15 protein-coding genes and 1 pseudogene are annotated in these 20,176 nt (G+C 39.5%); 1 reads left to right on the top strand and 15 read right to left on the bottom strand.

The features are described from left to right. Positions 1-52: 52 nt before the first annotated feature. From LPB68_RS15190 to LPB68_RS15165, 6 genes and pseudogenes are all read right to left on the bottom strand, one after another. The gene (locus LPB68_RS15190) at positions 53-1,678 is read right to left on the bottom strand and encodes an extracellular solute-binding protein (protein WP_068656906.1); all 1,626 of its coding nucleotides are present in this window, start codon (positions 1,676-1,678) and stop codon (positions 53-55) included. Between the two features lie 32 nt (positions 1,679-1,710). Then, on the bottom strand, positions 1,711-3,834 hold the full coding sequence (locus tag LPB68_RS15185) for an AraC family transcriptional regulator (protein WP_237087894.1): 2,124 nt from the start codon (positions 3,832-3,834) through the stop codon (positions 1,711-1,713). 518 nt (positions 3,835-4,352) lie between these two features. Then, positions 4,353-5,369 carry a hypothetical protein gene (locus LPB68_RS15180; RefSeq protein WP_068656910.1) on the bottom strand — a complete coding sequence of 339 codons (1,017 nt, stop codon included), beginning with the start codon at positions 5,367-5,369 and terminating at the stop codon, positions 4,353-4,355. 4 nt (positions 5,370-5,373) lie between these two features. Beyond that, positions 5,374-5,721, bottom strand: a complete 348-nt coding sequence (locus LPB68_RS15175) for a PadR family transcriptional regulator (RefSeq protein WP_068656911.1) — start codon at positions 5,719-5,721, stop codon at positions 5,374-5,376. 1,198 nt (positions 5,722-6,919) lie between these two features. Then, positions 6,920-7,426, bottom strand: a pseudogene (locus tag LPB68_RS15170) (RNA polymerase subunit sigma-24); the annotation flags it as partial. Positions 7,427-7,768: 342 nt separating this feature from the next. After that, on the bottom strand, positions 7,769-8,713 hold the full coding sequence (locus tag LPB68_RS15165; protein WP_068656913.1) for a helix-turn-helix transcriptional regulator: 945 nt from the start codon (positions 8,711-8,713) through the stop codon (positions 7,769-7,771). Positions 8,714-8,843: 130 nt separating this feature from the next. On the opposite strand from LPB68_RS15165, the gene LPB68_RS15160 reads away from it, so the two are divergent. Beyond that, positions 8,844-9,347, top strand: a complete 504-nt coding sequence (locus tag LPB68_RS15160; RefSeq protein WP_068656915.1) for a DinB family protein — start codon at positions 8,844-8,846, stop codon at positions 9,345-9,347. A 255-nt stretch (positions 9,348-9,602) separates the two neighbouring features. On the opposite strand, the gene LPB68_RS15155 is transcribed toward LPB68_RS15160, so the two are convergent. From LPB68_RS15155 to cdaA, 9 genes are all read right to left on the bottom strand, one after another. Continuing rightward, positions 9,603-10,166 carry a MepB family protein gene (locus tag LPB68_RS15155; protein WP_068656917.1) on the bottom strand — a complete coding sequence of 188 codons (564 nt, stop codon included), beginning with the start codon at positions 10,164-10,166 and terminating at the stop codon, positions 9,603-9,605. 391 nt (positions 10,167-10,557) lie between these two features. Then, on the bottom strand, positions 10,558-11,088 hold the full coding sequence (locus LPB68_RS15150; RefSeq protein WP_068656918.1) for a GNAT family N-acetyltransferase: 531 nt from the start codon (positions 11,086-11,088) through the stop codon (positions 10,558-10,560). Between the two features lie 81 nt (positions 11,089-11,169). Next, the gene (locus tag LPB68_RS15145) at positions 11,170-11,796 is read right to left on the bottom strand and encodes a type 1 glutamine amidotransferase family protein (RefSeq protein WP_068656920.1); all 627 of its coding nucleotides are present in this window, start codon (positions 11,794-11,796) and stop codon (positions 11,170-11,172) included. Between the two features lie 113 nt (positions 11,797-11,909). Beyond that, positions 11,910-12,872: a helix-turn-helix transcriptional regulator gene (locus tag LPB68_RS15140; RefSeq protein WP_068656922.1), complete on the bottom strand. Its 963-nt coding sequence runs from the start codon at positions 12,870-12,872 to the stop codon at positions 11,910-11,912. Between the two features lie 541 nt (positions 12,873-13,413). Next, positions 13,414-13,593 (bottom strand): hypothetical protein, encoded by a 180-nt coding sequence (locus LPB68_RS15135; protein WP_068656924.1) that lies wholly within the window; start codon positions 13,591-13,593, stop codon positions 13,414-13,416. Between the two features lie 547 nt (positions 13,594-14,140). Next, positions 14,141-15,973 (bottom strand): glutamine--fructose-6-phosphate transaminase (isomerizing), encoded by a 1,833-nt coding sequence (glmS, locus tag LPB68_RS15130; RefSeq protein WP_068656925.1) that lies wholly within the window; start codon positions 15,971-15,973, stop codon positions 14,141-14,143. Positions 15,974-16,509: 536 nt separating this feature from the next. Beyond that, positions 16,510-17,850 carry a phosphoglucosamine mutase gene (glmM, locus tag LPB68_RS15125; RefSeq protein WP_068656927.1) on the bottom strand — a complete coding sequence of 447 codons (1,341 nt, stop codon included), beginning with the start codon at positions 17,848-17,850 and terminating at the stop codon, positions 16,510-16,512. A 75-nt stretch (positions 17,851-17,925) separates the two neighbouring features. Beyond that, entirely contained in the window at positions 17,926-19,347 is a 1,422-nt protein-coding gene (locus tag LPB68_RS15120) for a CdaR family protein (RefSeq protein WP_162274315.1), read from the bottom strand. Then, positions 19,331-20,170, bottom strand: coding sequence for a diadenylate cyclase CdaA (cdaA, locus tag LPB68_RS15115; RefSeq protein WP_068656928.1), 840 nt, complete (start codon positions 20,168-20,170; stop codon positions 19,331-19,333). The genes LPB68_RS15120 and cdaA overlap by 17 nt, the downstream gene beginning before the upstream one ends. Between the last annotated feature and the right edge of the window lie 6 nt (positions 20,171-20,176).

The raw sequence follows: 20,176 nt of genomic DNA, 5'->3' as shown, positions 1-20,176 counted from the left end.
CTGAATCAGGCGTTATGGAATACAAAAAAGACGACCTCCAAGTGCTTAGAGGTCATCTATTTACATATCGTTGATATGCCGCTTGTTTAATTTCCAATATCCGTTCAATCCCCAACAACTTCAGTTGGTTCACCATATCGTCGTAAGCGTCGATGGAATCCACACCCAGGATAATTCGGAGCTCCGAATCTTTTACGTATTCGTCGATCCCGTCCATCAAAGTGGATAGCTCACTGGCTTCTTCTGACGTTGGCGTAATTGGCGGCAGCAAGTAGTCTTCGTGTTTCGTGTTTCTCCAAACTTCTATAGCTTGATTCGTTTCTTCGAACCTCCACTCCAATTGTGAATAGCGTTGGATCATCGGGAAGTTCGTTTGGTGCGCGTATTGAAGCATCACTTGGTCACTTGATATTCCGTCTGAATTCTCTACGACCAAATCTGTATACACCGGATGGCCATTCTTCATTGTATACGTTACATCTTCAATGCCGAACGTGTTGAGCAGACTCCCTTCTTCCGAATACCCGTAATCCAACCACCGAACTGCCGCTTCCAGATTCTTCGTCGTGGCATTGATCGCAGCCGAACTGGTACCTGCATATGCGTTATCAAGCTGTCCAAATTTAGGAATCTCCCCTTCTCTCAACGTCGGATAAGGTGCTGCCGTATATCTAGCTGTAGAGTCATTGTCCAGCGCCGCGAGGTTATATTTTTCAATGTAAGAAAACCAGCCGATTGTTGCACCACTTAATCCAGAAGACATCTTCTTGTCCACGGATTCCAAATCCAGAACAGCAAAATCTTTATCGATCAACCCTTCTCGATACCACTTGCTCATCGTCTCCAAATAGTCACGATACTCCGGTTCCAGATAACCGTAAATTACCTTTCCGTCTTCAACGTAGAAATTCCCCATGACACCAAACGCTCCAGCGAAACCTGCCGTTCGTTCACCCAAGAATAGGGTTCGGAACGTCAACGGTGCCGTTGCCCCCTTCTTGTCCTTAAATGCCTTCAAGGTCTTGTACCACTCATTGATCGTCGTAGGGATAGGGAGTTTCAACTCGTCAAGCCAATCCTTGCGAATGATCGGTCCACCGTACACCTTGCCCTCTTCCGAGCGAATGAATGGGAACGCGTAATAAATGCCGCTATCCGTCTTCACCATTTTATCGATCTCGGGGTTATCTTCGAGTACACGCTTGAAATTCGGCGCATACCTATCGATGACTTCGTTCAGAGGCATAATATCCCCCTGCTGGATCGCCTTCTCGGGTCCTCCCGGAAATTGAAGCCAGTTATTCATAAAGATATCCGGTAAGTTTCCAGAGGCAAGGAGATAATTGAATTTATTATCCTGCATAGGGACACCACCGAGATGTCTAATCGCGATGCCAGTTCTTTTCTCGTATTCCTCATCGATAGGACCCTCATTCGGCATCCCCATGTCGGGGAATTCTGTCATTAACGTCAGTTCCGGAAGTCCTTGCATAGGATATTCGAACGGTTCTCTGGTCGTTGCGGGATCATTGCTTCCCGAAATTGTAGACTCTGTGTGTATCTTTGTCGATGAGCTCTCTTCCATGCTATTCCCTCCGAAGCATCCAGCCGTGAATATGGTTAATCCGACGATCGCGATCCAACTCATCCTCAGCAAACCGAAATTTCGCGCTTCCATGGTAAAGTTGCCTCCTTTATTTGTTGCACTTTTTATTGGATCATCTTGTACTTTCCGGGCGTGATGCCTTCGTATTTCTTGAATACACGAATAAACGCATGACTGCTTGCGAATCCAACCCGAGCAGCGGTATCATCGATGCTAGCCCCTTCTAGTAAGAGTACTTTGGCAGCTTCTACGCGGGTTTGACTAATAAAGTCATGCAAGCCCACCTGCCCCATCTGTTCGCGGAACAATCGGGATACATACTGTGGCGTCAGTCGGAATTGATCTCCGATCAGCGATACGCTTAGGTTTTTGTCGCTGAAATTTTCTTCCACGAACTTGGTTACTTTCTCACCGATTCCGGCACTCGTCTGTCCGTTCTGCTTGCTACGGATCACATGGCATACCCGATCAAATATATCAAGAAGCTCTTGACGGAATTCCATCTTCGTCGAGCATGACAACAGTCGCTTGAGCGGGCGCCATTCATCCCACGCGATGCCAGCTTGATCTTGGTCAGGAATCGTCTTGATCAGTGTCGTCGCTACGTCAAGGAGGACGCACTTCGCGATTTCATGAGACATTTCCTTCTGGAATGCGTGTTGTATGACGTTGTCGATCATATGCTTCGCTTTCTCGAACTCGTCAGCTTTCAAGTAATTGATCAGAATCATCTGATCGTTCACAGTAAAGAAATAACTGCTCTCGCTCGGTTTTATATCCCCGTACCAGATCAACATCCCTTCCCCTAGCACCATACGGTATTCTTGGGCTTCTAAGGCTTGAAGGAAAGCCTGATGTACACCATTCAACCCGATTTGTAGCTCACTCCCCACCGACGTGAACCTAAGCTTGTATCGAAACGAGATGAATTCATAAGCTTGCGCTAAATCATCCTCTATATCTTCCTTCCATTGCTCCGTGCGATCGGGATCGATATTTATAACCGCCGCAAGCATACCGTCTACGTCTGCGAAATGTATCGTTAAGTGCCTGCCTACAGTATCTTTGACGATATTGGACACTATAAACTGCGACAAGGCTAGATCATTTATATCCCCCTCGTTGCTATCAATATAGAACAACAGTACTGCGAAATGATCGGTTGTCCAAGGTAAATTGTGCACTTTCGCCAATTCCTTCAATGGGACGTTCCGATCTGTCTGACCTTTCAGTAGCCTTCCTAGATAGTAATTCTGTAATACCAGAAGCTGTTGTACGTGTTTATTGTTTATGTCATCCCGCTCTCGAATTGTCTCAAGCACACTTCTCCGAATGAACGTATATTCGTCCAAGTCCGGTCTATTCTCTCGCAACGAACTTCGGGAAAAGACGTTCACCAATTGTCGTACCGGATCATAGTTTTTACGAGCGAAATAATAAATTACCGCGCCGCCAATCGCAAAGCAAAGTAATAGCCCGAGTATGTTCATCGTCCGAATGGCCTCGGCACGCTCCCAGAAGACGTTGGTTGGAAATACGCTAATGTACTTCCATCCCGTTATATCTGATGACTCGATCGTAATCATTGACTTGATTCCTTGAAACGAATCAGTAAAGGCGCCCGACCTGTGTTCCGTCCACGCCTTGTACGAAGAAGGCTCGATTGTCCCTTCTTCGGTGTTCCTAATCAAAATTTGTCCGTTCGTATCCATAATGAACACTTGCCCTTGCTTCACCCAATCGATGTTTGCGAGCATGGTCATAATTTTCTCGGTATTAAGCGGTATGAGAAGCTTACCCGACGTATCGCCCCCCGTTTGTATTGGCAACGACCGAATATATGTAGGTGTATATGCGAATTTTCCTTGGTTCTCGACCGGAATCAACACATAACTTCCCGACTGATCCTGGGTTATCAACTCAACCCAATCCTCGTAAGTGAACGTCTGCGTCTGATGCTTCATCTCATAAAACAGCCGCGCCTTTACATACGTTTCGCTGGAGAGTACCGACTGCAGAGGTTTTGAATAAACATAAATATCCTTAATAAAATCGTTCGTGGATAACAATTTGTTCAGCTCTTGTTTCATCTTATAAATCTGGTAAGCGCTCTCATTAACTGGCGTAGCCAACAAGCTACGAACTTCTGGATGAATGGATAGCTGCGTAGCTAGACTCTCCATTTGTTGCAACTCACCTTCCACAATATATTTCACTTGATGTAGCATCGCGCTGCTCGCCCGTTCTATCTCGAACTGTACGATCCCCCGAGTCTGGCTATATATTATTATACTAAGAATGACGGGTATGCATAAGATCACGGCGTACGATACGATCCATCGAAATGACACACTTCGCGCGAATTCCCTTCTCCCCAAGTTCAATTATTTTCCCCCAAACCACTATTCAATTTGTATAATTTTCATACTTTGTATAATTTATATAATAGCATGAATCGGCCGGAAGCTTCATTTCTTATTCTTCATAAAGGTGATCCATTTTGGAGACATGCAGTTAAATTAGAATATAAAGCTTTTTAAAGAGACCACTGTAGTTGTTAAATATATCCTCACTTTTTAATACAAAAAAACACGATGGGAAATGGATGAGGAATCCAATTTCATTCGTGTTAGGGAACAGTTATTTTTAGCCAATAATATATATGCCGTGATCGGTAATCATAGGCTGATTCCAAGAAATTTTTGGCTCTAAATAACAAAAAAATATTTTTGAATGATGTAACTTTTCATGCGAAAGTTTTTGCACGGTACCATTTATACGTTTCGGATACGATGTCGATTAATGCGAATAATGCAATGATATAAATGAGTCCATCAGATATTCCATTCCATATCGATACAACTGCGTCATATCCTTCTCCACCGACGGACAAGAGTCCTGCTGACTCCATCTGTGTGATGAAATTAGGATTCCAAATGGCTGTATTGGCAAGCATGACGCATACTAATATTGTAGATGCAACCGATATTACGATGTGAAACGCTAGCATTTTACCTGTTCTTTGGCGCATGATGATTCTGATGCTTTCTTTTAAGATGCCAAGTGCGGCAATTATCCATATCATCGGCAAGTAGTCGTAGAATACGTCTGCATTCAAAAACGGAATGTTTATCCGCACTCCGTCATTAAACCTCCATATGCCGAGCAGATCAATGGAGTATACACATAACACTGTAAACAACACTGTAAAGATGATGCCTGTAATCGGTTCACTCATTTTGATTTGCTTTTTTATATCGGGGATTTGCGGCAAATCAGACGGGTTCCACCCTTTACTGTTGTTGTTTATGACGGCGGCATTCTTCTGGTGATAGTTATCAATCAATGCGAATATGATTGTGACCCAGAAAAAACCTTGGACTACTATCGTCATCAGGGATACGAGATAACTTGTGAAATGTGCAAGAATTTCTAGAGGTTCCATGATCATATCAATCGCAAACAAAATAGTCATAGTAATGACTATTGAGATAAGAGATATTTTGAGCGTGGTAATATATGGCGAGAACAACATTGGACCGATCAAGTACTGATCATATCCACGATATTTCGCAGCTAATGCATTAGGATGACCAAGTTCAAGTAATACACTTTCCACATCCTTTTGGGTCGCTTGGCCAGCCAAACTCCGCTCCTCCAGCATATCTTCGATCAATCCAAGCAGTTCTTGCTTAATATCCGCCCTCTGCTGTTCAGGCAAACGTTGTGTTACCGCATAAATATAACGATCAATGATCTCCATCTTCTTATCCCCCTTCATTGTCATCAATGATGTCTTCCATGCTGATAATTAATTTGCGCCATTCCCGACATAATCCCGCATAAACTTTCCTTCCAAACGGGCTAAGTAAATAGTATTTCCGAGGGCGTGCTTCATTTGTGTCCCATTTACTCTCTAACAGTCCCTGCTTCTCCAACCTTCGCAACAATGGATACAGGGTGCCTGGATCAACGGGTATCCCTTTCTCAGCCAATACCGGAACAAGAGAGTATCCATACTGTGGTTTGGACAATTGACTGAGCACACTGATGACGATTGTCCCGCGCCTCAGTTCGCTTAACAAACCGTTAATTGTTTCATTCACATCAGTCATTTGATCAACTCCTATTTTTATTATACTGTATGACGCACACTATTGTGAATATAATAATAATATTTAGTTCACTTTTCCCCCTCCAAATAAGTTTGATGTAAAAGCTGGGAAAACATTGGGAGCGCTGGAATTCGGGAAAATAAACGGAATGATGAATCGAGAAAAGTCCTGATATATCAAGGGATTCGGGGCGTTGGTTGAGTGGATGTAGTTCTCAAATCGTTCCCTCGCCCTTTTACCCAATTCCTTGCCTTTCCTGCCTTTCCTCCTGCCTTTTTCTCACTTTTCTTCTTGCTTTCTTTCTTCAAATCGTTGCTTTATCGGGCTTTTACTCCCGCATTTATTCATGCCTTTCTCAGGCTCTTTTCAGGATTTTTCCTCGCTTTTTAAAACAAAGAACACGAGGAGAACTGGATGGATAATCCAATTTCGACTCGTGTTAGGAAACAGTTATATTTGCCCAGAGAACAAGTTATTTTACTTGGCAACGATTATTTTTTACGATAACAAACATTTTGTTGTAATTTTGAAATAAAGTTCGATCATTTCTGTGATCCTTATGTCATTAAAGCGCCCGATAATGGTAAATCGTTAGGCAGAAGTGGTACTGCACTTATTTTGCAGAATTGCCCCCTAATTGTGCTCCCATTTTTCAACAACCATTCCATTTTAATTTGTCCTTCTATAAATACGACGAATATACATTGGTGAAATCGACAAAGGAAAAAACTTTTTTAGCATGTTGAGTTGGTCCTCTAAATCGGCTTCCATGACCAGAGTTCCTAAGTCTCGTAAGAAACCCCAATCCAATTTCAGCTTCCGAACTTCGATTTTACACTCGCCTCGACCAATCCAAACCGGTATCTGTAGAGCCCAATTGAGCGCCTCAACTTCTGAGTTGACCTCGATTACGGTATACTCCGCAATAAGCTCTTGATCTACCGGAAACGGACCGACTAGTAATTCCGGTTTTCCACTATCCGTTGGATACGTTATCCTTATCCCGGTTGAGCTTGGATGGAGCGGCTACAATTTACCCCTGCTTCCGATTACCCGGTCGCCTTGACAATGAACATAAATCGCATTACTGTTTCCCTTCTCATGGGGAAGATCACTTAAGGGCAATTAGCTGCCACAACTCTTCCCTTACTATAAAGACGATTGGGCAACTCTGTAATCGACAATGCGGTAAAAAAAATTATTTCGATGTGCGAGAATCACATTCAGCTACCCGGTTCAGTAGAAGTTCACGTTCACGTTCACGCTCATTCCTTGTCATAGATGCAGTGTATTCAAATTCTTTACGGGCTTCGTCAACTCTCCCAAGCTTCACTAGGAGATCCCCACGAACACTCGGTAGTAGATGATATCCCTTTAAGGAAGATTCGGCATAGAGCTCGTCGATAATCTGAAGCCCAATGGCCGGACCAAACGCCATAGATACGGCAACTGCCCTGTTTTATTCGATGATTGGCGAAAGTGCAACTCTCGATAGTGCTTCATAAAGGGCTGCAATACGGATCCAATCAGTCTCTGTCGCGGTATGTGCCTGTGCATGACAAGCCGAAATCGCAGCCTGCATCGAGTAAGGTCCGAGTGGTCGTCCAAGCTTCTGGCTTCGCTCGAGAGCCGTTAATCTACGGCGAATTAGCAATTGATCCCACTCGGCCCGGTTCTGATCCATGAGAAGAACAGGTAAGCTTTGCGGACTCTATTCGCCATATTGAATCGATGGTTCGATTACATGGAGATTATCTTACACGACCTAGCAGAGTTTATCGGATGGTTACGGAATCCATATAGCAGTCACTAAATATGACCGTATAGAGCATTTGAAACAAGTATATGAAGCAAGAAAAGTAAAGACTCGTAAAACAGTTGATGATGCGATTCAAAGGCTCATCTGAGCCAATGGTAAAATTAACTTTAATAGTGTTGCAGAAGAAGCAGGAATTAGCAAAGCTAAATTTTTGCACCTCACAAGTTTTTTCTTTTATTTTTGAATTTAAATCAAACTTTTTATTCTAAGTGTAATTTAGGAACTGAATTAGTTATACAGATTTAATACTTTGTTTAATATTTCTTTTGTACTTTCAATTAATTCAAAAGGCTCCTTAATAATCGCATTTTCTCCATATGCGATAAAGTAATTTGATAAAAAGTTAATATCATGTTTTGCAATCATACCTTTTATAAATCCTGATCCATCTTCCCTTTTTCTTAAATGAATATTTGGCCAATTAACAGATTGAAATTTTTCTACTCCACTTTCAGTTAACTCCACATATATTTCCATCGTTTCCTTACTCTGATTAATAATTGAAAAACGATTCTTTAAATTAATATTCGATAAGTCAATGGGATCATTTTTTTCATCACGTTCTACCGATTTTATACGATCACATCTGAAAACTCGATATTCTTTTCTAAAAAAACAATAAGATGGACAATACCACTTTCCTTCATTTGCATAAATACCAATCGGTTGAATACTTCTTATGCTAGTCTTTCCATTTGTTTCATAACTAATTATTAGACGGTCTTGTTGAATTGCCGCATCTAATAGCTGTTTTAAAAATGGGATTTTTTCTTGTTGATGTATAGATACAAAATCAATTCTATCTTGCATTCGATCAATTGTGTCTCTAATATCACCGGAAAGATTTAAATAAAATTTCTTTTTTATTGATTCATACTCAATATCAAATGGAAGAGAAATATAATGTCTTAATGCATGAATGGCAAAAAATATCGAAACAGTTTCATCCTCACTAAATACGATGGGAGGAAGAATTCTTTCATTTAAGACTTGATAACCTCCATGTGGACCTACTTCAGAGTATAATGGTACCCCCATCTCACTCAATTCTTGCAAGTCTCTTAAAATAGTTCTTTTTGATACCCCAAACTCTTGTGCTAATTCTCTAACTGTAAATCTTTTTTTTCGATTAACCATCATGATCATTTCATTTAATCTTTTTGCTTTAGACATGCATACCTCCTAATAAATAACAGTGACAAAGATTGTCACTATTATAATATATAATGAAAAATAGATAAAGAATAAGGAGGAAAAACGTTTCATTAAAGGTCTTTGGAAATAAATTATGGAGGGATTATATATGTATGTAACAATTTCAAATTTCATTAATGAATGGAACAAGGAAGCTATATTAACTCAAAACGTTTTAGATGGTTTGACAGATGACTCATTGAAACAACAAGTTTATTCAGAAGGTCGTACACTAGGAAGAATTGCATGGCATTTAACAACAAGTATTCCAGAATACTTGGCTGAATTCGGGTTGAAGATAGATGTAGTAAAAAATGCAGAAGATGTCCCAACATCTGCTAAAGAAATTGCTGAAACCTTTAAAAATGTAAGTTCAAATGCAACCAAAGTCATTGAACAACAATGGACTGACGAATCCTTAAAGGAAGTACAAACTGCATTTCGAAGAGAACAATCAAATGCTACGATTATTATGGGACTTATCAAGCACATCGTTCATCACCGTGGACAAGTTACTGTTCTTATGCGCCAAGCAGGAATAAAACCTTTCGGAGTTTATGGACCGCCAAAAGAAGATTGGATTCAATTTGGGGTGGAAAATCCACCTCTATAATAATATGGTGTTAAAGGGTAGCGTTAATTCAAAAAGGATTAACGCTTCTTTTTGTTGAACTTATTGAACGGAAGCTAAAGGATGATACATATTGTACATGACTAATATGTATCATCCTTTATTTTCTATGACTTTATACAATTTAGGTCTTGATAACGTATGCTAAGCAAATTTCGACATGGAGAAAGCCGATTTTTCCTACGCTAAGAAATTCAATTTACTTGGTTACGCTGCAAGCAGCGGAGAATTAAACCATTAGGGATTAAAAAGTTTACGTATGCTTTCTTGATCAATAGCTACATTTGATCCAAAAGGAAAAAAATAACGGAGTTGCCATTGCTGTGTCTTAACAGCCTGTTTGACTACAGGTTTAGTCCACGGCGGATAGACACGAAAAGCCGTCTTTCCTTTTTTTCCATTATGAGACATAATCCCCTTCTCGATGAGTATTCTTTTATCAAAAACAAACTGGCCTTGATTTTGTGAATCACTCACACCTATCACGATAAAATCCACATTATCAGTGCTATCAAACGGAATAATTTCATCGATCGGACGTTTCCATATTGTTACGAATTGACCTATTTTAACTGGTGTTGTCTTTGCTTCACGAAAAACGATATCTTTACCTTCGATTTCAAGACTGCAAGCACCATACTCAGCACATTCTGGTTCTCGAATAGCCTCTTTCGTCACTGTCATTCCAATAGCTTCATATACATGTTTAATAGCCATTTCCAAATGATTCGGCAGGAGGTTTATGGCTGGGTCAACAATTTGACCATACTCCAATTTCTTTTCCGATTTATAAGTAGTCATATACCCTTCTTTCTAAGGAGTCTATTATGTTTCCTTTGTGTTGTAAAATCATCAATTGTATATTAATCTAGTGCAATTACGTATGTTGCAAGTGTGGAATTTTTGTACGCTAAGCAAATTTTAGCCTAAAAAAGTCGAATTCCCATACGCTAAGGATCCGACTTTTTTTAGATTGTCTTGTTTCACTAAATCACCCATAGTTGAAGAAGACATAACACCCTCTACTATGGACATAAAAACTCATCAGAATAAACCAATTAATAGAGAAATTAGGCTTTTTCATTACTTCATTAAAGGCCCGATTAAGAAAGAAAAGGTTTATATTTATTGAACAACATGTTCGAACTACGACACAATACCTTTCTTAAACCAAGGTTTCCCTTTAGCAAATTTATTTTTGATTTATATGAAATAGAACGTGTTTTCTTAATAGGCTATCTTTCTTAACTTTCGGGTGATTGAAAGTTTTAATAAATTTCATACCAATTTTTATCATTACGTTTTTCGAAGGCTGATTAACATCGGCTGTAAAACTATAAATATCATTAAAACCCAATTCTTTAAATCCATAATGTAAACAGGCTGTCGCCCCCTCAGTTGCATATCCTTTTCCCCAAGCTTCTTTTTTCAGTCGCCATGCAATTTCTATACACGGTGTAAAATCAGCCTCAAATGTTGCCCTATGAAATCCTATAAACCCTATAAACTCTTTATTTTCCTTTGCTTCAATTGCATACAACCCAAACCCACATTCTTTAAACTCGGATATAATTGATTTATAGAACACATTTGTTTCTTCGATTGATAAGGTTTTAGGAAAATACCTCATAACCTTTTCATCCGCATTTAGTCGACTAAATGGCTCTAAATCGGTTTCTTCCCAGTCACGTAATTGCAATCTCGAGGTTTCTAAATAGATCATTTTACACCTCCCAAAATCTAATTCCGCATGACACTTATTTTATTGCCATTTCCATCAGGATATTCAGTAATATCCTTACCTTCATTGGATTGAATTCATCAACTCATAGAAATATTTGGATTCATGAGTCTTATTAAGACTATACCAGGCATCTAATGTTTTTGAAGAAAACACACCCAGAGCTTTCAAGACGTGTACAGAAAACTCCAACGGAGCTATTCCAGATGCAGTGATCAGTTTTCCATCAGTTACAGCAGACTCCATTTTGTAATACTTTTCTCCTGTATAAGTGGGACAGATCATTTTAAGGTATTCCAGATCATTGCTTGTATGCCCACGTGAATTCAGCAATCCTGTCTGGGCAAGTCCCATTGTAGCACCACAAATCGCTGCAACCCATATACCTTCCCTTAAACACCTCTCAGCGATTTTTAAGAGAGGGTGGTGAATGGTTTCTGTCCATGTATCTCCACCGGGTAAAATCAATAGATCTGATCTTTCAATGCTGCACTCATCCAATTTGATGTCAGGCAGTATTTTCAATCCGCCCATTGTAGTTACTGGAGTCTTATCAATTCCCACGGTAACTATTTTTGATGGGGCCAGCCCCTTTTTATAATATCTTCCCGAGTTCAGTTCGGCAGTTAAGTAGCCTATTTCCCAGTCTGCCATTGTGTCAAACACATAAAGATATACCGTATTATTCATTTGCAAGTTCTCCTTATTTTACAATTCATCAAGTGATACCAACCATCCATCGGTAATCAATGATTATCATCATTATAAAACGACTTCACTGACATCCGCTGTCAGTGAAGCTATTAAAGTTGATAATATTCCATTAACTCCGACACGACACCAACAAGTTTTTCCTTCAAACTCTGTGGTTCGATTACTTGAATAGATTTCCCGTAGGATAAGAGAAAATTAGGAACATAGGTATGAATTGATTTTTCCTCAAGTAAAAAGATTGCTTGATTTGATGTACGCTCTTTCAGATGATGCCCCAAAAACCAATGCAGGCATAAGTCATCCAACGCCTCTGACCTACCTTCGATAATTAAAGCAATTAACCCGTCCTTGCCGACTAAATCAGGTAATAGATTTCGCAAAAAAAATTCCCGAGCCAAAAAAGCTTCGGAACGCTTAAATATGTTTTGAGTACGCTTGATTTGTAAAATCCGTTCTACCCGAAAGCTGCGGATCTCATTTCTCAGGTGGCAAAAGGCAACAATATACCATTTATTGTTCCAGTAAACCATTCCATAGGGATCTATCACCCTAGTCTTGGGTTGATCATCACGACGTGTGCGATAATCAATTTCTACAGAGAATTCGTTTGCTACAGCTTGCTCCAATTCCGCCAATACTGGCTGAATAGATGGGTCTCCCATACGGTTTATAACTTCAAATCCGGCTAAATGACGGCTGAGAACACTTTCCTGTTCCTGATTCGAATACATTTTCAATTTGGATGTCGCATTATCTAATGCCTCACTCAAAGGATATCCGGCTTCTTTTGCAAAAACAGCAGCTTGAAGAAGTGCTTTTTTTTCTTCAATATCAAATAGCAGAGGTGCTCTGATAAAATTATTCAGCAAGCTATACCCGCCATTATGACCAGTGTCGGATATTATAGGCACTCCACTGGCACCTAGCGCATCAATATACCGATAGACTGTCCTTATATTTATTTCTAACTTTTCGGATATTTTTTTTGCGGTCATTTTAACGCCCGAATTCAGCATCCATAGGATTGCCAGCATATTATCGTTTTTTGGCATCACATATACCTCATCTTTTATTAGGATCGCTTATTTGCTTTGCGAATCGCCTGCATCCCTTTATTCATCAATCTTTCAGCCTTTCAATCCTCACGTAGCATTCAATGTGTGTCGACTCCCGTAACTTAAACAACAATCTGCAATTTTTAACATTGCTGCTTTTACTCTCAACTCAACTTTCTGATTTACCACAACTTGTGATACAGTTCACCGAGTATGATCTTAAACTAAGCTGCCCGTTAGTTGAGACATTGTACTATAAAATAGTGTCAGTCGGATTTTTAAGAGCAAGTGTATAAAATTCAGTTAACAAAGCAATTTCATAAGCTTTACATAGTTATTGACTAAAACTGCGGTAAATTAAATTCAAATAATTGAACAAGCATTGATTCTTTACTGAATTTATCCGAATTTGCGTAGTGATTATATAATAACATTAAACTTGTATAAGAATTTTATGTATAGATGCTATATCAAGATATTCAAACTGATTTAACGGATTTTGAGTACATCTATAAGTCAAAGATATAGCACTATAAAATTAAATTTTGTAGTCATCAAACATAACTAATGCTATATACTTGCCCTCTTGTCCTAAATAGATGTAGTCACTAGAATTGTATTTGTGTCTTATATTTGAAGAAACCTTTTGCAATATTCTGTCATAATAAAATTGAACCTCATTATTTTTAATATGATCAGTGGGTTTTTCATCATCCATAGATTCCCCTCCTCAATGAGATATTCAATAACTCGTACCATTCTTTCTATATTTACTATATCACTTAATACCCTATCAGTTGACCAATAATATGCCCCATAAAATCCTACTCGAATCACTCCCGTTTAATCACGAAGCCATATTAGATTAGCATTTATCTTAAGATTTAGGAAAAGAGAAAATTTATCTATTAACTATCCTGCCCGTGAGCTTAATGATGAGTCTAACACTTTATTTTCAAATCTCATCCTTATCATATATTGCATATTAAAAATATTTCCACCAACTATCTTTTCGTCACCATTCAAAAAAAAGAAAAGCCCCGACATTATCATCGGGACTTTTCTAAGTGTATTAAATTGCTGTTAATTATCTTCTTAGTACCTTGAATTAAACCATCGCAAACGGTTTGCGTCTATTTTAACACCGAACACCAGATACTAACTTTATTGTAAAGGTACTAACTCTTGTGTAAAGACACTAACTATAATGTTTAGGTACCAACATTAATGTCTCTGAACACAACATGTTGTCGATTCCAACTCTACTACTCTACAGTCACGCTCTTCGCCAAGTTACGTGGTTTATCTACATCATTACCTAGTGCAAGGGATGCGTAGTAAGACAGCAGTTGTAGTGATACTACAGCTAATGCTGGGCTTAGGAGTGGCAATGTCTTAGGAATGACAAAGACTTGATCTACGGACTTCAGAAGGGTCGCTGCGTGCTCTTCATACGTAATTACCATGATATCCGCTCCACGAGCACTTACTTCCTTAATATTGCTAACCGTTTTTTCCAGAACAGATTCTTGAGTTACCAAAGCAATAACAGGTGTTCCGTCTTCAATCAACGCTAGCGTTCCATGTTTCAATTCACCCGCTGGGTATGCCTCAGAGTGAATGTATGAGATTTCCTTGAGTTTCAAGGATCCTTCTTGCGCTACTGCAAAATCCAACCCGCGGCCAATGAAGAATAAATGTTCATGATGTGAAATTTGTTCTGCATAGGCTTTAATAGACTCGGATTGCTCCAACATCATATCTAATTGTTCAGGCAATGCTTGCATTGCTTGAATCATTTCCTTAACCGCTTCTGGCGTCTGTGTGCCACGAACTTCAGCTAAATATAGTCCCAATAAGTAGAATGCAATCAATTGGGATGTATAAGCTTTTGTCGAAGCGACGGCAATTTCAGGTCCAGCCAATGTCGCAATCACATCATCTGCGTCACGCGCTATAGAGCTACCTACAACGTTAGTAATAGCTAATACATGAGCACCATTCGCTTTTGCTTCACGTAATGCCGCAAGTGTATCTGCTGTTTCTCCTGATTGGCTAACAACAATAACTAAAGTATCAGGTGAAACGATTGGAGAGCGATAACGGTATTCTGAAGCTACATCTGTCTCCACAGGAATACGTACCAATGTCTCAATCACATTACGTCCGACAAGACCTGCATGATAAGCAGTTCCACAGCCAATAATCTGTATGTTACGTATATTCATAATCTGGTCCGGTGTTAATTTCAACTCAGGAAGAATAACTTTCTCCCCTTGTTCATCAATCCGGCCAAGCATAGTATCACGGTAAGCTTTGGGTTGTTCATGAATTTCCTTCAACATGAAATACTCGAAGCCGCCCTTTTCTGCTGTTACAGCATCCCAATCGACATGAATCATTTCCCGAGAAATAAAATTCCCTTCAATAGTCATTAATTCGACGGAATCTTGGGTCAATACGGCCATTTCACCATCATTCAGAATATACACATTACGCGTATATTCGAGAATAGCTGGAATATCAGAACCGATAAAATTCTCTCCATCTCCAAGACCGATAATTAATGGGCTTGCTTGTCGAACGGCAACTAATTTAGTTGGTTCATACTCTGTTAATACGCCTAATGCAAAAGCACCACGCATATGAGTAATTGCTTCTCGTACTGCTTTAACAATATCACCATCATAGGCACGTGCAATAAGATGTGCAATAATCTCGGTGTCTGTCTCTGAAGTGAAGGTATGACCTTGAGCAATCAATTCATCTTTCAAATCCAGATAATTCTCAACAATCCCGTTATGAACAACGGAGAATTTCTGGCTTTCATCCGTGTGCGGATGTGAATTGGCATCCGATGGTTTTCCGTGAGTCGCCCAACGTGTATGACCAATTCCAGCTGTACCTACTAATGGCTCATCCTCTAGCTTCGCTTCCAAATTAACTAGACGGCCCTGTGCTTTAACAACTTCAAGTCCTTTATTTGTAAATACAGCAATTCCTGCTGAATCATACCCACGATATTCTAATTTCTTTAGTCCCTCAACTAAGACGGATTGAGTACTTCCATTTCCAATATATCCAACGATACCACACATATTTAAATCCTCCCGTTCACTTCTACTTTTTTGGTTGAAAAGTGTACGAGTTTTGTGTTAGGTATGTTCGAGAATGCACAACAAACTAACTCTGTATTAAGTTATACAAGGTTCACTCACAAATATACATTCCAGTTCACTACCGTAATCCCAAATCTCGTACACTCATGAATTTTAGTCTAAATTACACCCATCATAACATTGTATGAACAGTCGCCCACTCATTTTCCGTTATTGATTCACGGCTCTGGTGTATCACCGGGAGGCCCCCGCCGAACATTTCGAACACCTCCACCTCGTCAACTTGATCTGCCGTTGTGTTTAATCTTCACACATCCCGCGCTAGTCAAGTTCTGGCGCTTAATAAAAAGTTAACCACCCAACCCTCACTTTCTATTTTTGAATAACATTTGTTTATTATATGCATCTTATGACGATTTGGCAATGATAATTAGCTTTTTATAATACTGTTAAGGCCGATGTTACGCATAATTTCTCGTCTCATCGGGCTTAACATTTGTCGTATTGTGGATAGTTTATACCAATTCCCGCTTCACAACTTCAACAATTTCAGCTACGTAACGATCGAGACTTACTTTATCAGGTCCTTCAGCCATTACACGAATCAATGATTCCGTACCCGATGCACGCACTAGAACGCGGCCATTGTCTGCCAATTCTTTCTCTACAGAGGCAATGATTTCTTGGATCGCTTTATTGCTTTCATAATTACTCTTATCCTCTACACGTACATTTACCAATACCTGTGGATATTTCTTCATCATGATCTTAGTCTGACTAAGTTTCTTACCTGACTGCTTCAATGTATTCACAAGCTGAATCCCCGTAAGTAGGCCGTCACCTGTTGTATTATAATCTAAGAAAATAACATGTCCAGACTGTTCTCCTCCTAAGTTATACCCACCTCTTCGCATCTCTTCCATGACATAACGGTCTCCTACAGCTGTCTTAGAGGTTTTCAATTGTAATTTTTCACATGCTTTATAGAACCCAATATTACTCATGACCGTTGAAACAATCGTATTATCTTTTAATTTCCCATTACGATTCATAGATTCTCCACAGATGCACAGAATGAAATCTCCATCGACTTCCTCACCTAGATCATCTATAGCAATAAGTCTATCTGCATCGCCATCGAAGGCTAACCCAAGATCTGCCTTGTGAATCAATACGGCTTCTCTAAGTTTCTCTGGATGTGTTGAACCACAATGATCATTAATATTCAGTCCGTTCGGCTCTGATCCTATAGTAATAACTTCAGCACCAAGATCACGGAACAATTGCGGAGCAAGCTCATATGCGGCACCATTTGCATTATCTAAGACGATTTTAAGTCCCGCGAATGAATGATCAACCGTTGTTTTCAAGAATTCTAAATACTTATATTTCGCTTCATTATCTACGATAACATTCCCTAAATCTGCGCCCACTGGACGTGGTAAAGAATCCACTTCTGCATCCATTAATGCTTCGATTTCTAGTTCTGTTTCATCGGATAGCTTAAACCCATCTCCTCCAAAAAACTTAATACCATTATCTTCAACGGGATTATGCGAAGCAGAGATCATAACACCTGCATCCGCTTTTAATAATCTTGTTATATATGCTACTGCGGGTGTAGTCACAACCCCTAAACGAATCACATGAGCTCCAATCGACAATAGACCTGCTATTAATGCTGACTCCAACATAAGCCCAGAGATTCGAGTATCCATACCAATAACAACTGTTGGCTTCTCGACATTCCCTGTAAGCACATAACCACCACATCGACCAATGCTATAAGCCATTTCAGCTGTTAATTCTTTATTAGCAACTCCACGTACACCATCTGTACCAAAATATTTCCCCATGATTTTCTCCTTTTGTATCAACTCTTCTGAATTAAGTTGTCTCATCTATTTATATTTCACCATGTAATGTCCTGTTCACGGAATAGTTTCAGTATTAGGATCTGCCTTATCTATATCCGTGCCGGTTTGTGTTTCAGAGGATTCCACTTCATCTATGCTATCTTTTACTGGATCCGTAGGATCCACCATTTCACCCATTTCTCCCTCTTCAACCGGTTCAATGTCATCATCATTTGGTAATACTGTATCATTTATTGTCGGTGTAGCGTTCTTATCCGTCACTTCAATTGTCGCAGTCATCACTTGTTCACTTCCAAGTGTAATGAACTGTGGGAGGGAGACTATCAGAGGCACCTCTTGTACGCCTGGCTTTAAATTCTCAGCATTTATTGATACATGAATATCTGAAATTTCTAGATTATTCAGTAATGTGTATGCACCTGATAAAGTCAGACTAACCATCTTTCCCTCTGGCTTCACGACAGTTACCACCGTATCTTCACTCACACCTTCAATCTCAACAGGAATATTGTCTAATGTAACCTCTCCAACAGCTACTACCTCGAATACCACCTGAATGGGATTAGGCTCAATCTTTACGACACCCGTTGGTAAGACTAATTCCACATCTAACGTAAAGCTACCTACTGCGTCTATTTGACTAAGGTCGACAGTTGCAGCATCATATGATTCGATCTTTGACAGAGTATCCATAGGACCATACACTGTGACTTTATTTACACTAGGCTGTGTACTCGATAGTACCAATCCATCTGGCAGGCTACCACTATATTGAATATTCAATGGAACAATTTTTGATGGGGGAATGATTGGGATTTGAACTGAAACCTCAGAAGGTTCAATAAGAGCATCTTTTACTTGCTGTCCATTACTATCCAGAGCTATTAAGGTGACCTTCTTATCACTGATAGTTTCCGTGGATCCTTCAAGTTTTATCTTTCCTTGTACTTTAATAACACCATCCAATTCACTATCAGGTAAAGTCACTTTCACCTGATTAGGTTCAATAATCGGTTCACCCATGACATAATTGTCAGCTACTGATCCCGTAGTTACTATAGTCACTGGAAATGAAGCTTGTGTTTGCTTTTCAATGGTTACAGTTACTTTAGATGGACTCATTGATACAAGTTGTACACCTGAAGGAAGTTCGTAAGAGAGAGGTACTGTAAATGTCCCCTCTTTCATTTCAGTAAGATCCAACATTACTTTGTAATCATCATTAAAGATAGACGTAATGGCCGAACGCTTACCCTCGACTTCAATCCTAACACGCTCTGTGTCTATAGCATTCAAAACATATAATGATTCATCCAAGCCATAATGCTGTACTTTTACATTCTCAATTATAGTTGAATCCATAGATGAGGTGGGCGTAGTTGTATCATCCTCTATATGTACCATGCCCCATAACAATATACTTACAGCAATGGCAAGAATTTTGACTACTGTATTATTCTTAATCCATCTCTCCACGATTACCATCCCCCTTCCGTTTCCAGAATGCAGGACGCTTTTCTTTACTATTGGATTTAGGACGTAATTCTTCATATAACTTCGATATCAATGATTCTTCTTTAATATCCCTTACCACTTGGCCATCAATGGCTAATGATATCTGCCCCGTTTCTTCTGATACAATGACAGACACCGCATCCCCTACCTCGCTGATCCCTATAGCTGCACGATGACGAGTTCCCAGCTCTTTACTGATAAAAGGATTCTCCGACAGTGGTAAATAACACGCTGCGGCAGCTATTTGATTAGATTGTATAATCATGGCCCCATCATGTAATGGTGTATTAGGAATGAACACATTAATAATAAGTTCAGAACTTATCATTGAATGCATAGGTATTCCAGATTCAGTATATTCATTTAGACCTGTCTCACGTTCAAAAACAATTAACGCCCCTATTTTTCTACGTGCTAAATAATTAACAGCCTTAATAACCTCACTAATTAACTTCGTGAATTTTTCATCCTCAGCAGATGATCGTCCAAGGAATTTGCCTCGCCCTAATTGCTCTAGAGCACGACGTAATTCTGGTTGAAAGATAATAAAGATCGCCAAGACACCAAACGTAAACATTTGATTCATTAGCCACTTGAGTGTATATAAATTAAACCAAGTGCTAAGAGCCCAAATAATAACTAACACCAGAATCCCTTTTAATAGCTGAATCGCTCTTGTACCTCTAACCAGTAAAATGGCATGGTATATAATATAAGAGACTATTGCGATATCAATAATATCCTTCAAGGAATCTTTCCAAGACATGTCTGTAAAATAACTCATCCTTTG

It is taken from the genome of Paenibacillus crassostreae (assembly GCF_001857945.1).
Lineage (GTDB): Bacteria > Bacillota > Bacilli > Paenibacillales > Paenibacillaceae > Paenibacillus_AQ > Paenibacillus_AQ crassostreae.
This window is presented reverse-complemented; position numbering and strand designations above follow the sequence as displayed.

What these genes read in the sequence shown, in the direction of transcription:
- LPB68_RS15180 (WP_068656910.1), bottom strand. Translation starts at nt 5,369, where the DNA reads ATGGAGATCATTGATCGTTATATTTATGCGGTAACACAACGTTTGCCT.
- LPB68_RS15145 (WP_068656920.1), bottom strand. Translation starts at nt 11,796, where the DNA reads ATGAATAATACGGTATATCTTTATGTGTTTGACACAATGGCAGACTGG.
- LPB68_RS15190 (WP_068656906.1), bottom strand. Translation starts at nt 1,678, where the DNA reads ATGGAAGCGCGAAATTTCGGTTTGCTGAGGATGAGTTGGATCGCGATC.
- LPB68_RS15160 (WP_068656915.1), top strand. Translation starts at nt 8,844, where the DNA reads ATGTATGTAACAATTTCAAATTTCATTAATGAATGGAACAAGGAAGCT.
- LPB68_RS15135 (WP_068656924.1), bottom strand. Translation starts at nt 13,593, where the DNA reads ATGGATGATGAAAAACCCACTGATCATATTAAAAATAATGAGGTTCAA.
- LPB68_RS15165 (WP_068656913.1), bottom strand. Translation starts at nt 8,713, where the DNA reads ATGTCTAAAGCAAAAAGATTAAATGAAATGATCATGATGGTTAATCGA.
- glmM (WP_068656927.1), bottom strand. Translation starts at nt 17,850, where the DNA reads ATGGGGAAATATTTTGGTACAGATGGTGTACGTGGAGTTGCTAATAAA.
- LPB68_RS15150 (WP_068656918.1), bottom strand. Translation starts at nt 11,088, where the DNA reads ATGATCTATTTAGAAACCTCGAGATTGCAATTACGTGACTGGGAAGAA.
- LPB68_RS15140 (WP_068656922.1), bottom strand. Translation starts at nt 12,872, where the DNA reads ATGCCAAAAAACGATAATATGCTGGCAATCCTATGGATGCTGAATTCG.
- LPB68_RS15175 (WP_068656911.1), bottom strand. Translation starts at nt 5,721, where the DNA reads ATGACTGATGTGAATGAAACAATTAACGGTTTGTTAAGCGAACTGAGG.
- glmS (WP_068656925.1), bottom strand. Translation starts at nt 15,973, where the DNA reads ATGTGTGGTATCGTTGGATATATTGGAAATGGAAGTACTCAATCCGTC.
- cdaA (WP_068656928.1), bottom strand. Translation starts at nt 20,170, where the DNA reads ATGAGTTATTTTACAGACATGTCTTGGAAAGATTCCTTGAAGGATATT.
- LPB68_RS15185 (WP_237087894.1), bottom strand. Translation starts at nt 3,834, where the DNA reads ATGCTACATCAAGTGAAATATATTGTGGAAGGTGAGTTGCAACAAATG.
- LPB68_RS15155 (WP_068656917.1), bottom strand. Translation starts at nt 10,166, where the DNA reads ATGACTACTTATAAATCGGAAAAGAAATTGGAGTATGGTCAAATTGTT.